The organism is Frankia sp. CeCAU1 (genome assembly GCF_977971845.1).
Map to the genome: position 1 here is coordinate 1,709 of NZ_CDWWXA010000044.1, position 12,927 is coordinate 14,635.

Here is a 12,927-nt window from a genome sequence, read left to right on the forward strand (position 1 = left end):
TCATGGTGTCGACCACGAGCACCCGCCGGACGCCACGGGGGCCCTCCCGCAGCAGCAGGCGGTACCCGCCACCGGCCGGGCCCCGCCCCGGACCGCCGCTCCTCGTCCCGTCCGGCGCGGGGTCGGGGAGAGCGACGACGTCGCACACCTGCAGCGCCACTCCGGCTGCGAGGCGGGTCCGTCGCCCGTCGGAGTCGATCAGCACCGCGGCGGTGCGGCCGGACGGATCGGAGCGGTCTGACTCGGTCACGACGAGGCCGTGGCCGTCGTCGGTCCAGCGGGCTGGGGTGGCGGCCCGCCTCCCGCCGCCGGCCAGGTGGCGCAGGTCACCGCCGTCCGCCCGGACGGTCCGGACCTCGGTGAGCTCCCCGCCGCCCGGCGCGACGTGGACGGCGATCCGGTCGTCGGTCGGCGACCACAGGACCGCCCGGACATGACCGGGGCCGGTGTCAACCGGGCGCTCCCGGCCGTCCGGGTCCCGGATCCACAGCGCGGGGGCGCCGCCGCGATCGCCGACGAAGGCGAGTCGACCATGCGGGCCGGTACTCGGTGCGCGACAGCTCGCCGCCGCGACCCAAGCGTCGGACAGATCGCCGGGACGCCCGGAGTCGACGGTGTGCGCCACCACCGACTGCGCCACCACCGGCCGTCCCACCACCGGCTGCGCCACCACCGCGGGTCGGATCATGTCACTCCAAGGGATCATGCGACTCGGTCGTGCGATGTACGTGGGTCGTGCGATGTACGTAGATCATGCGGCCGTGTGGGTCTGGAGCCACATCTCGAGCAGCGCGGCCTGCCACAGGGCGTTCGCGCCGAGCGCCGTGCGGTTGTCGTTCGGGGCGGCGAGCATCGTCTGGACCCACACCGGCCGGAACAGGCCCCGCGCCTTCGCCGCCGGATCGGTGAGCGCCTCGCGCACCCGGTCCAGGAACGGCCCGTCGAGATGGCGGATCGCCGGCACCGGGAAGTACCCCTTGGGTCGGTCGATGACGTCGACCGGCATCAGCGGGCGGCCGATGTTCTTGAGCACACCCTTGCCACCGGAGGCGAGCTTCAGCTCCGGCGGGCAGGCGGCGGCGAGCTCGACCAACTCGTGGTCGAGGAACGGGGTGCGGGCCTCAAGCCCCGCGGCCATCGTCATGTTGTCAACCCGTTTCACGGGGTCGTCAACGAGCATGATTGTCGAGTCGATGCGCAGCGCGGCGTCGACGGCGGTTTCGGCGCCCGGCCGGGCGAAGTGGGAGGCGACGAAGTGCCGGCTGGCATCGGCCTCGATGAGATGGTGCGGCTCCACCATCGCGGGCAGGTCCCGGTGCGGTCGGTCGGCGAAGACCCGCAGGTAGGCGTCGACGGCGTCGGTCCGCCCAACACCGGCCAGCGGCGGATACCAGGAATACCCGGCGAAGACCTCGTCGGCGCCCTGCCCCGACTGCACGACCTTGACGTGCCGGGAGACCTCCTGGGAGAGCAGGTAGAAGGCCACGCAGTCGTGGCTGACCATCGGCTCGCTCATCGCGGCGACGGCCGCGTCGACGGCGGGCAGCAGCCTCGTCCCCGGCACCCGGATCTGATGGTGGTCGGTGTCGAAGTACCGGGCGATGACGTCGGAGTAGACGAACTCGTCGCCGGGCTCGCCGCCGACGGCCTCGAACCCGACGCTGAAGGTCGCGAGATCCTTCTGCCCCGCCTCGGCGAGCAGCGCGACGATCAGACTGGAGTCCAGCCCACCGGACAGCAACACGCCGACCGGAACATCGGCGACCATCCGGCGGCGCACCGCGAGGCGCAGCCGCTCGGCGATCGCGTCCTGCCAGTCACGGGCGGTCCAGTCCGCGTGCGCGGGATCGCGGGTGAAGCTGGGACGCCAGTACAGGTCGTCGGTCGAGGTGCCGTCCGGCTCCACCACCCGCACGGTCGCCGCGGGCAGCTTGCGCACCCCGGCCAGAATCGTGTGCGGGGCGGGCACCACGGAGTGGAACGACAGGTAGTGGTGAAAGGCGACCAGGTCGATGTCGGAGGAGACGCCGCCGCCAGCGAGCAGGGCCGGCAGGGTGGAGGCGAACCGCAGGCGCTCGCTGTTCCCGGTGAGGTAGAGCGGCTTGATGCCGAGCCGGTCCCGGGCGAGGATCAGCCGTCCGCTGTCCCGCTCGGCGATGGCGAAGGCGAACATCCCGGCGAAGTGGTCGACGCAGCGTCTCCCCCACCGGTGGTACGCCTTGCCGATCACCTCCGTGTCGGAGGTGGAGAAGAAGCGGTAGCCTGCCGCGATCAGCTCGTCACGCAGCTCCTGATAGTTGTAGATGCACCCGTTGAACACCGTGGTCAGGCCGAGTTCGTTGTCCACCATGGGCTGGGCACCGCACTCGGACAAATCGATGATCTTCAAGCGACGGTGCCCGAACGCGACCGGGCCGGCGGACCATACTCCCACGCCGTCCGGGCCCCGCGGCACCATCGTCGCGGTCATCCGCACCACCGCGTCGACGTTCGCTCCCCGGCCATCGAATCTCAGCTCGCCACTCAGCCCGCACATGTGCGCTCCCGTCGATCGATGAGGTCAGGCGAGATCCATTCCCCGAGGCTTCCTTCCCGGTACCGCAGCCGTTGACTACGATCTCACTTTCGAGGACGGAGATTTCACAACAGTGTCCGCGATGTTGCCAACTCCCTCGGTCGCCAACCCGCGCGGAACCGCAGTGCACCCCGCGACGGAGCACCCCGCGACGGAAAACCGGGTCGCCCTGGATCCGACTACGGAGAGTATCGTCCACGGAAAGGTTGACGGCGGGGAACCACCGGCTAACGGCGGGGAATCCAGGTGTCCTTGGATCCCCCGCCCTGCGAGGAGTTGACGATCAGACTGCCGGGAGGCGCCACCCGGCTGAGCGCTGCGGGCACCACCCGCGGCTCCCGCCCGGCGTAGACAAAGACCCGCAGATCCACCGCGCAGGGTTCGAGATGGCTGTCATGCCAGGTCGGATGGGTCGACAGCGACACCAGTTCCTGGCCGATCCACTGCCGGGGATTGGCCAGGATCCGCTCGCGGGCCTCGGTAAGCCGGTAGGGCTCGGCGTGCGGCCCGATGACCACGCCGGACCCGCCATACCCGTCGACCGGTTTCACCACCAGTTGATCGAGGTTGTCCAGCACGTGTTCACACTGCTCCGGGTCGCCGCAGACATAGGTCGGCACGTCGTCGAGCACCGGCTGCTCGCCCAGGTAGTAGGTGACCATCCGCGGGACGTAGGCGTAGACGACCTTGTCGTCACCCACCCCGTTACCCAGAGCGTTCGCTATGCCGACCCGGCGGGCCCGAATCGCGCGCAGCAGCGGGAGCCCCAGCGGGGTGCCGTCGGCTCCGAGGGCGCCGAACAGGTCGTCCTCGTCCATCCGGCGGTAGAGGACGTCGACGCGGCACCGCCGGGAGCCGTCGATCCGGTGGACGACGTCGTTGTCGTCGACCAGCAGATCCGCCGGTTCCACCAGCGCAACGCCCATCTTCTCGGCGAGCAGGGAATGCTCGAAGTACGCCGCGTCGGTCTTCCCGCCAGTCAGCACGGCCACCGCCGGCTCCCCCGCGGCCGCGGCCGGGGCCGCCGCGGCCAGCGCCTCGTGCAGCAGGGCGGGTATGCCGTCCAGCCGCAGGATGCCGGCCGGCGGACCGAGCTCCGGCAGCACCGACTCGGCGAGCCGCCGGCCTTCCATGGCGTAGGCGATACCGGACGGGACGCGCAGGTTGTCCTCCAGCACCAGCCAGCCGCCGTCGCCGCCGCGGACCAGGTCGATGCCGGCGACGGTCACCCGGATGGCGTCCGGGCCGACGGCGCGACCGCCGTGGCGCAGGCTCGGCGCGTCGTTGACCACCCAGGCCGGCACGATCCCGTCGGCGACGGCCGCCCGCTCGCCGTAGATGTCGTGCAGGAACGCCTCCAGGGCCCGGACCCGCTGGCTCAGTCCGGTCGTCAGGGTCGTCCAGTCGTCGGCGGCGATGATCCGCGGGACCAGATCGAACGGAAAGGGACGACTGGCGGAGTCCCCCGAGGCCCGGAAGACGATCCCCCGGTCGTTCTGCTCGGCCTCGCGCGTCCCGACCCGTTCGTCGAGGATGCCCGGGCCGAGCCGTTCCAAGGTGCGCATGACGGCCCGGTACTGGGGACGGACCGCGCCGCGGGCGTCGACGATCTCGTCGTACCCGATCGGCTGGTAGCGTTCGAGCAGCCGCGGCGCGATCTGGTCGGAGGCGGACACAGCGGGCGCGCTCCCCAGCGCGGCCGCCGCCCCCGCGGGCGGGACGTCGCGGGTCTCGGCCAGCACCAGATCCGCGACGTCGGTGAGCAGACCCCGACGGGCGAAGGCCCGGCGCTGGCGGTGCGCCGAGCTGCCCCGGCCGACGGCCTGTTCGGCCAGGTTGTCGATGAGCTCCCAGTCGTCGAACCGTTCGAGCTGCGGGCGGACCTCGGTGAGCAGCCGGCGCAGCATGGCCTGGGCCGGTATCGGGCCGGCACCGAGGATGTCGACGAGGTCGCCCTCCAGGCCGGACCGGGCCGCCCGCCAGGTCGCCGCGCGCAGCAGCTCCGCGCGTGGCGGCGGGGCCTGGCCGCCGGCCTCGATCTCCTCGATGGCCTGGCACACCAGCGCCCGGAACAGCCCGGCGATAAGGATGACGTTGTCGACGTCCGGGCAGGCATCGCAGATGCGCACCTCGACGGTGGGCAGGTGGGCCGACGGGCGGACGTCGAAGTAGACCATCCCCGGGTCGCTGATCACCCCGGACCTGATCAGGTCTGCCACGAGCCGGTCGTACTCCGCGGCGGTCCGGAAGGACCCGGCGACCCCCGCGGTCGGCCAGCGCTGCCACACCAGCGTGCGCATGCTCGCGTAGCCGCTGTCGGCGCCCATCCAGAACGGCGAGCTGGCCGAGAGCGCCAGCAGCATCGGCAGCCACGGCGCGGTCCAGGCGACGACGGCCATCGCGAGGTCGCGGTCGGCCACGTCGACGTGCACCTGGGCGCCGCAGATGAGCTGCTCGCGCGCGACGATCTGGTAGTCCTCGGTCATCTGCTCGTAACGGTCGTCCCGGGAGACGTCGAGCAGATCCATGTCCACGATCGGCACGGTGCCCGCAGCGGCCGGCCCGAGCCCGAGCTCGCCGGTCACCTCCGCGAGTCGCCGCCGCAGATCGAGCAGGTTCGTCCGCAGCTCCAGCAGATCCGCCGTCGGCTGACTGTTCGTCTCGACAACCGATTTCAATAGCTCTGGAGAGAACGAGTCCCCGTCGAGTCGACGGAGGACCTCCTCGGCCCTGGGAACGAGCTGACGGGTGGTGAGATCGAGGATGTGAAATTCCTCCTCGACGCCGACGGCCACGATTCGTGCGTCGCTCATGGCGGGCTACGCTACGGCCGGCCGGTTACGCATGCGTGTCACAGATATGACCCGCCTCGGGAAGAATCCCGCACTACTCGCCACGGACCTGCACCCCCGCCCTTGTCGTCGTCGGGTACCGGCCGCCACCCGGCACCTCACCCGACACCTAGCCCGGCCCACCCGCGCGGCCACTCTCGTCCGACCCGTCCGTCCGGCCTGTCGGCCCTGCTGGTGGGGCCGGCAGGCCCACCAGGGTCTCTACTATCCCGCCGGGCCTCGATAAAACGTGACGAAGCGTGCAGGGCTCGGCGTGTCCGATGCGGCGCGCGGTCGCCCGACCGGCTCACCGGCGGGAGGATCGACGGGTGCCGCGGGACGGACGGGTGCCGCGGGACGGACGGGTGCCGCGGGACGGACGGGTGCCGCGGGACGACGATCGGGCTGCTGCCGGGCCTGTCCCGAGACGGGGGAAACGACCATCTCACCGTCAGCCTCCGGACCGGGATGGGCGAGCTGCGCAACGGCCTGCTCGTCCGCGGCAGCGATGCGTTGGTCGCCGTCGGCGGAAGCTGGGGAACGCGCAGTGAGATCTCCTTCGCGCTCCGGACCGGGAAGACGGTGATCGGTCTCGACACCTGGAGCGTGGACACCCGGGATTCATCGCTGCCGAGCGTCATCCCGGTCCAGGATGTTGACGATGTGGTGCCGCTCCTTCCAGCACACCTCAATGATGCCGGCCCTCGATGACGTCTACCGCTTTTTGTCCGACACGGTTATGACCCCCATCATAGGCGTTCCGAAGTTGCCGTTGGCGTCCTGGATGCCGCCCTCCGGCCCAGGTGCGACCGGCTGGTTGAAGTCATCCAGGTTCGAGTGGAAACGACAGCGGTGGAGGAAGGATCCCGCCTTGCGGAAAGTCAGGGTGAAACTTTCTCCCGGCTCAAGAACCTTGTCGCTGCCCCGGTGGTCCGATGCCCGAGAGAAAGAGGCCGACATTCCGGAGTGCTGTGAAAGTTGTTGTGAACGGGGAGTCACCCTGTTCGCCGACGGCCCGCTCGCCATTGCGAGTTCCCGCCCATTGCATGTCCCCGCGGCCGCGGAACACCTCGTGAACCGTCCGGCGTATAGCGTCGAAGGCGCCGGACCCGACGGGTCCAGGCAGATCGGCCGGGTTCCGCCGGCCGCGGCCCCGCGCACAGCCTGCGCACGGGGCCGGTGCAGGGAAGGATCGCGATGTTCTCGTTCGGGATACTGCCGGCCCTGGCGGGGCTCATGGCGGCGGCAATCGCCGCCGGGCTGTGGTGGTCGGCGGACTGGTGGGGGGCCGCCGCCGTGTCCGGCGCCCTGCTCGCCCTGGCCGTCCACGACGTCACGCAACGCCGGCACGCAATCCTGCGGAACTACCCGGTGTTCGGCCACCTCCGCTTCATGCTGGAGTCCATCCGGCCGGAGATCCAGCAGTACTTCATCGAACGCAACTACGACGGCCGCCCGTTCGACCGCGACATCCGGACGAGCATCTACGAACGCGCGAAGGGCATCCACAGCGACCAGGCGTTCGGCACCGAGCGCGATGTCAACGCGGTCGGCTACGAGTACCTGCTGCATTCGACGGTGCCACTGGCGGTTGCGCCAGGCACCCCGCCGCCCCGGGTGCGCATCGGCGGCCCGGACTGCACCCAGCCGTATGACATGGCGCTGCTCAACATCTCGGCGATGAGCTTCGGAGCGTTATCGGGCAACGCCGTGCTCGCGATGAACCGCGGCGCGGCGGCGGGCGGTTTCGCCCATGACACCGGGGAGGGCGGTCTCACCGAGCATCACCTGCGCTACCACGCCGACCTCGTCTGGGAGATCGGCAGCGGCTACTTCGGTGCTCGCACGGCGGACGGCGACTTCGACCCGGCGCTGTTCAAGGACAAGGCGGCTCTTCCGTCGGTCCGGATGGTCGAGCTGAAGCTGAGCCAGGGCGCCAAGCCCGGCCTCGGCGGCATCCTGCCCGCGGCGAAGGTCAGCGCCGAGATCGCGCGGGCCCGCGGTGTCCCGGCCGGGGTGACCTGTGTCAGCCCGCCGGGACACCGGGTCTTCTCGACTCCGCGGGAACTGGTGCTGTTCATCGCCCGGATGCGGGAGCTCGCGGGCGGCAAGCCCACGGGATTCAAACTGTGTATGGGGCCCCGGCGGGAACTGCTCGCGATCTGCCGGGCGATGCTGGCCGAGGGGATCACCCCCGACTTCGTCGTCGTCGACGGAGGTGAGGGCGGCACCGGCGCCGCGCCGCTGGAGTACGAGGACCACGTCGGTACTCCGCTCACCGAGGGCCTGATGACGGTGCACAACGCACTCGTCGGCGTCGGCCTGCGAGACCAGGTCCGGATCGGGGTGAGCGGCAAGATCGCCACCGGGGTGGACATCGTCAAACGGCTCGCCCAGGGCGCCGACTACACCAACGCGGCCCGCGCGATGATGATGGCGGTCGGCTGCATCCAGGCGCAACGCTGTCACACCAACACCTGCCCGGTCGGGGTGGCCACCCAGGATCCGCGCCGCGCCCGCGCGGTGGACGTCGCGGACAAGGGCGAGCGGGTGCGCCGCTACCAGCAGGCCACGGTGGCCCAGGCGGTACAGATGATCGCCTCGCTGGGCTGCGCCGGTCCCGAACAGCTGCATCCGGGGATGCTGATGCGCCGGGTCACCCACACCGGCACCCGCAGCTACGCCGAGCTGTACGAGTGGCTCGAACCCGGGGAACTGCTCGCCGAGCCGCCGGCGGACTGGGCCGCGGACTGGGCCGCAGCCGACCCGGACCGCTTTCGCCCCTGATCCAGGGGTACCACGACGCTCTTCGGGAAAAGCTCGTGCGGGAAATGGCCGCGCGCTTCTCATCCAGACAGGAAGGACCGGAGGATGCCAGCAATCACGCCATGTCTGTGGTTCGACACTCAGGGCGAGGAGGCGGCCAGATTCTACACGTCGATCTTCCCGAACTCGCGGATCGTCGACATCACCCGCTACGGCCCGGCCGGGCCCCGTCCCGAGGGTACGGTCATGACCGTCCGGTTTGAGCTGGATGGCCAGGAGTACGTCGCGCTGAACGGCGGACCCGAGTTCACCTTCTCGGAGGGGATCTCGCTGCAGGTCGACTGCGGTTCCCAGGCCGAGATCGACGAGTACTGGGACCGGCTGACCGACGGTGGCGAGGCAGGACCGTGTGGGTGGCTCAAGGACCGGTACGGGCTGTCCTGGCAGATCGTGCCCACGGCCCTGCCTGAGCTCCTTGACGATCCCGACCCGGGCCGGTCCCAGCGGGCGATGCAGGCGATGCTGAAGATGTCGAAGCTCGACATCGAGGAGTTGCGCCGGGCCGCCGACGAGGCGTGAGGCCCGGCGACGGACGCAACGGTCGCCGCGCTCAGGGCACGGTCGCCACGCTCAGGGCACGCTGGCGAGACGACGCCGGGCGGCCAAGGCCACGGCGATGCCGCAGGTCAGGGCGACGAGCAGGACGATCGGCCCCTGCCGGACGAACCAGGGAGCGACCTGCGGGTGATCGACGAACAACAGCTCGCAGTGCGGCAGGGCCAGGAACGAGCCGACCACGGTGACCGCCCCGAGCACCCGTCGCGGCGCCTGCCCGGTCAGGCCGAGGAGCACGGCGCCCCAGGTGAGATACCAGGGATAGAGGACGGGTCCGAGCAGGGCCAGGCTGAGTAGTGCCAGCCCGGCGGTGGCATGCGGTTCGCGGTCGCGGACGGTCGCCAGCAGCCAGACGAAGATCCCGGCGGCGACGGCCATGCCTGCGGCCCGGGTGGGTCCCACCAGATCCTCGAAGCGCATCGCCGATCCGGCCATCCTCGCCAGGGCGGACAGAAGATCGGCGAGGCAGGTGGTCGGGGCGTAGAGGGTCAGTCCGGCGGCCGGTGTCCGCGCGGCGCGCAGCCATCCGAAGCCGTCGGGTACCAGACTCGAGAGCACCACGACGGCGCTCGCCACGACGGCGAGGTCCCGCCCAGCGACGGCGGCGGCGCGACGGAGCCGGGCCGCACGCCGACCCGATCCGACCGCGGGCGCGGTCGCGGGCGCGGTCGCGGGCGAGGCGGTAGCGGCACTCACCGCCGCGACCGACCGCCAGACCAGCACCACCACGACGACCAGGGCCGCGGGCCACTTCACCAGCGCGGCCGCGGTGATGAGGACGAGACCGAGCACCGGCCTGCCGCGGTACACCGCCGTCAGGCCGCTGGCGAGCAGCGCCAGCAGGATGGCCTCAAGATGGATCGCGCCGACGAGCTGCAGCAGCACGATCGGACTACCCGCGCAGAACGCCAGCGCCCAGGGCCGTCGCGCCGCGGAGGACACCCGCACCACGCACACCGCCATCACGACGACGCTCGCCCCCGCGACGATCCGGTGCAGCAGGACCGCGCGCAGGACGTCACCGCCCGCAAGCGCGGTCACCAGCCGGAAGTAGCCGAGGGCGACCGGCCCGTAGGGTGACAGCGATGATCTCCAGATCGGATCGACGGCTAGCAGGATGGGACGGGCGCCGAGCGCGGTGGGCCCGGCGGCGTAGGGGTCGAGCCCGGCGGCGAGCATCGTCCCCTGCGCGGTGTAGCAGTAGACGTCGAGGCTGAGGATCGGCGGGCCGAGCAGCACCGGAACGGCCCAGAAGCCGATGACGAGGCCTATCCGCGGGACCGACAGGTCGCCGTGGTGCGCGCGCTGGCACAACCGGAACCATGCGCCGACGAGCAACGCCACCCCGATGATCATAAAAGCGGGTAGCGGAGAGGGGCGGTCGAACGGCACCGGGTCGAGCAGCCCGAACCAGCGTGACGGGGTCACGACTCCGGGCTGCAGGGCCAGTCGCCCCGCTACCAGCACCACCAGCACCGATCCGGCGGTCCCACATCCCGCGAGCAGGACGACACCTCCGTCGAGGCGTCCGCCGACGCCCCTACCGAGGCGCGACGAACAGCGTCGAGCAGGATCGCCCGGTCGGGCGGTTCCGTGCGGCGCGGCGCACTCTATCTCGTCCATTCCGGTACAAAGCCTGACGTTTCTACATCGCCAACAGGCGGCGCGCCCGGGAGCACCCGGTGAACAATACCTGTCCTGTATGGATGTCGGAGCCCACGGGCGCCGGCCCGGCCCGCGGTGTCCTGCCTCGGCGCCGGGCGGCTACCGGCGGATGGCGGCGGATGGCGGCGGATGGCGGCGGGATGAACGGCGGATGGTGACTGCCGGGCTCCCTGCTGGCGGACCGCCTCGGGGTGCTATGCCGAACGCATGCGGCAAGCGAGAACCATGGTCCCGGCAACCGTTACCACCTGCCCCAACGGGGAGACGGCAGGCCCGGGACCGCTGCCGGTCGCCTCGGCGCGACCGACCGCGCCCGTCGTGACCACGGGCGTCGTCGCCGCGCTGGTGGTGCTCGCGGTGATGATCGCACCGCAGCCGCAGACCGACTTCGCTGTCTACCGGCTGGGGGGGCAGGCCGTCTGGGACGGGTCCGCCCTTTACCAGGTGCGTACGGCGGCCGGCCTGCCCTTCACCTACCCGCCGATCGCGGCGGTGCTGTTCACGCCGTTCGCCGCCATCCCCCTGGGGGTGGCTGAGGTCGTCTGGGCCGCGCTGACCGTCGCGGCACTCATCCTGCTGCTGTCCAGGCTGCGAGCCTGGCTCATCCCGCCGACCGACACCGCGCGGGCCGCCGGGGTCGGGCGGGCGCTGGGCTCGCGCTGGGCGCCGCCGCTGCTGCTGGTGGCGGCGCTCGCGACGGAACCGGTTCGCAGCACCATCATCTTCGGGCAGGTCAACATCCTGCTGATGCTGGCGGTCTGGCTCGATGCCGGGCCCGGACGGCGGTCCACACCGTTCGCCCGACTGCCACCCGGTGCTCTCACAGGTCTCGCCGCGGCGGTGAAACTGACTCCGTTGATCTTCGTGGCCTACCTGTGGCTGGCCGGCCGGCGCCGGGTGGCGATCGCAGCGGTGGGGACGTTTCTCGCGGCCCATGCCGTGGCGTTCGCGCTGGCACCCGCAGCGTCCCGCGCCTACTGGGGCGGGGTGTTCGCGGATCCGGGCCGGATCGGCTCGGTCACGTACGCCGGCAACCAGTCGCTGTCCGGCGCGATGACCCGGATCTGGGGAGACGGCGCGTCGGTCGTCCAGATCCACCGGCTGGTGGTGGCCGCGGTCGCCGTCGCCGGGCTGGTGCTCGCGGTGCGGCTGCACCGGCGCGGGGAGCCCGTCGCGGGCCTGCTCGCCTGTGCGGTCACCGGACTGCTGGTCTCGCCGATCTCGTGGAGTCACCACTGGGTGTGGGCGGTGCCGACGCTGCTCTGGCTCGCCACCCACGCCACCGACAGCACCGACAGCACCGACAGCACCGACAGCCGAGCCTCACGCCGGTACGTCGGAGCGGCGCTCGCCGGCTACGTGTTGTTCGTGGCCTCCCCCGTCTGGTGGATCACGCCACACGACCAGAACTGGCCGCACCGCCGCGACCCGACCATCCTCCTCACGAACGCCTACGTGATCGCCGGTGTCGTACTCCTGGTCACCCTGGCGCGCGTCGCAGGCCGCCGGGACCTGTACCGCCCATCACGGAGAATGCGACATCCGGACCTGGTGCGCCGGGGCGTCAGGGGCTAGGTGGGCCCGAGATGCGTGGCAGGTCGGGCCGGGCGGGATCGGGGAGGGTGAGCTCGGTCGGGCCGAATCGGTCGGTGAGGAAGCGGCTGTGCGCGAGCAACTGGGCCGTGTCGCCGCGGGCGGCCGCCTCGGTGACCTCACGCATCCCACCGGCGAGCAGGGCCAGCGTCGCCAGCAGGACATCGCGGGGGGTACGGCCGTCGGGCAGCCGGTGGGTCTCGGCGTAGGCCCGCGGCAGCCCCAGATAGGTCTCCACCGCGGTGGGCAGGTAATCGGCGACCGTCCGCTCGACGGCGAACGTCTCCGGCGAGCCGGGACGCAGCAGGTGCGGGGTGTCCAGGACCTGCCGCAGCGCACCGATGACCTCCTCGGCGGCGGCGACGAGTGCCCGGTCGTCCGGTGCCCGGTCGATCAGGGCCCGGTACTGGGCCTCGACCGTCGCCCGCAGATCATCCACGTCGATCCCACCGCCCGCGACCGCGGCGCGGCGCGGCGGTGCGACCAAGGCGCCGATCGCGTAGAGCGCCGCGACGACCGGCGGCCAGAACGGCCAGTCCACCAGGCCCGCGGCACTCGCGCCGGCGCCGGCGAGCGCGCACGTGCAGCCGGCGATGTTCTTGGCCGAACCGAACCAGGTGAGAATCCACTGTCCCCGGCCGGGGATCGGCGCCGACGGGGGTGGTGCCGGGCGCGGGAGCCGCGGTGGACGCGGCGTCGGCGGTTCACTGGTAGCCACGGATGTCCTTGAACGCGTCCGCCAGCGACGAGGTACGAGCCTCGAACACCGCGCCGTCGACCCCATGGACGCACACACCAGCAAGGCTCCGCGGCTGTCGGACCCTCAGCGCCGCGCGCTGACCCTCGTTCACGAAGGAACGGTCTTCTACCGGGCCGACAGCT

At 71.4% G+C, this 12,927-nt stretch carries 9 protein-coding genes; 4 read left to right on the forward strand and 5 right to left on the reverse strand.

What is annotated here, in order from left to right:
* The 3 genes from AC08OO_RS10315 to AC08OO_RS10325 form a co-directional block, all read right to left on the reverse strand.
* Nucleotides 1-688 (reverse strand): TolB family protein (locus AC08OO_RS10315; RefSeq protein ID WP_476618451.1); only part of this gene is annotated, 688 nt, incomplete at its 3' end.
* Nucleotides 689-751: 63 nt separating this feature from the next.
* Complete coding sequence (locus tag AC08OO_RS10320; RefSeq protein ID WP_476609715.1) at nucleotides 752-2,536, reverse strand: N-acetylglutaminylglutamine amidotransferase; 1,785 nt, start codon at nucleotides 2,534-2,536, stop codon at nucleotides 752-754.
* A gap of 266 nt (nucleotides 2,537-2,802) precedes the next feature.
* Nucleotides 2,803-5,388, reverse strand: a complete 2,586-nt coding sequence (locus tag AC08OO_RS10325) for a glutamate--cysteine ligase (RefSeq protein ID WP_476609716.1) — start codon at nucleotides 5,386-5,388, stop codon at nucleotides 2,803-2,805.
* Between the two features lie 213 nt (nucleotides 5,389-5,601).
* Between AC08OO_RS10325 and AC08OO_RS10330 the strand changes: the two genes are divergently transcribed.
* From AC08OO_RS10330 to AC08OO_RS10340, 3 genes are all read left to right on the forward strand, one after another.
* Nucleotides 5,602-6,117, forward strand: coding sequence for an SLOG cluster 4 domain-containing protein (locus AC08OO_RS10330; protein ID WP_476609717.1), 516 nt, complete (start codon nucleotides 5,602-5,604; stop codon nucleotides 6,115-6,117).
* Between the two features lie 486 nt (nucleotides 6,118-6,603).
* Nucleotides 6,604-8,193: an FMN-binding glutamate synthase family protein gene (locus AC08OO_RS10335; protein ID WP_476609718.1), complete on the forward strand. Its 1,590-nt coding sequence runs from the start codon at nucleotides 6,604-6,606 to the stop codon at nucleotides 8,191-8,193.
* An 84-nt stretch (nucleotides 8,194-8,277) separates the two neighbouring features.
* On the forward strand, nucleotides 8,278-8,751 hold the full coding sequence (locus AC08OO_RS10340) for a VOC family protein (protein ID WP_476609719.1): 474 nt from the start codon (nucleotides 8,278-8,280) through the stop codon (nucleotides 8,749-8,751).
* A gap of 51 nt (nucleotides 8,752-8,802) precedes the next feature.
* On the opposite strand, the gene mptB is transcribed toward AC08OO_RS10340, so the two are convergent.
* The gene (gene mptB / locus AC08OO_RS10345; protein WP_476618452.1) at nucleotides 8,803-10,257 is read right to left on the reverse strand and encodes a polyprenol phosphomannose-dependent alpha 1,6 mannosyltransferase MptB; all 1,455 of its coding nucleotides are present in this window, start codon (nucleotides 10,255-10,257) and stop codon (nucleotides 8,803-8,805) included.
* Between the two features lie 513 nt (nucleotides 10,258-10,770).
* Here mptB and AC08OO_RS10350 point away from each other — a divergent pair.
* Nucleotides 10,771-12,027: a glycosyltransferase 87 family protein gene (locus AC08OO_RS10350; protein WP_476618453.1), complete on the forward strand. Its 1,257-nt coding sequence runs from the start codon at nucleotides 10,771-10,773 to the stop codon at nucleotides 12,025-12,027.
* Here the strand turns inward: AC08OO_RS10350 and AC08OO_RS10355 are convergent.
* Nucleotides 12,017-12,763, reverse strand: a complete 747-nt coding sequence (locus tag AC08OO_RS10355) for a hypothetical protein (RefSeq protein WP_476609722.1) — start codon at nucleotides 12,761-12,763, stop codon at nucleotides 12,017-12,019. The genes AC08OO_RS10350 and AC08OO_RS10355 overlap by 11 nt on opposite strands.
* Nucleotides 12,764-12,927: the final 164 nt, after the last annotated feature.

Coding starts and splice junctions, on each gene's coding strand:
- AC08OO_RS10340 (WP_476609719.1), top strand. CDS start 8,278: ATGCCAGCAATCACGCCATGTCTGTGGTTCGACACTCAGGGCGAGGAG.
- AC08OO_RS10325 (WP_476609716.1), bottom strand. CDS start 5,388: ATGAGCGACGCACGAATCGTGGCCGTCGGCGTCGAGGAGGAATTTCAC.
- AC08OO_RS10335 (WP_476609718.1), top strand. CDS start 6,604: ATGTTCTCGTTCGGGATACTGCCGGCCCTGGCGGGGCTCATGGCGGCG.
- AC08OO_RS10320 (WP_476609715.1), bottom strand. CDS start 2,536: ATGTGCGGGCTGAGTGGCGAGCTGAGATTCGATGGCCGGGGAGCGAAC.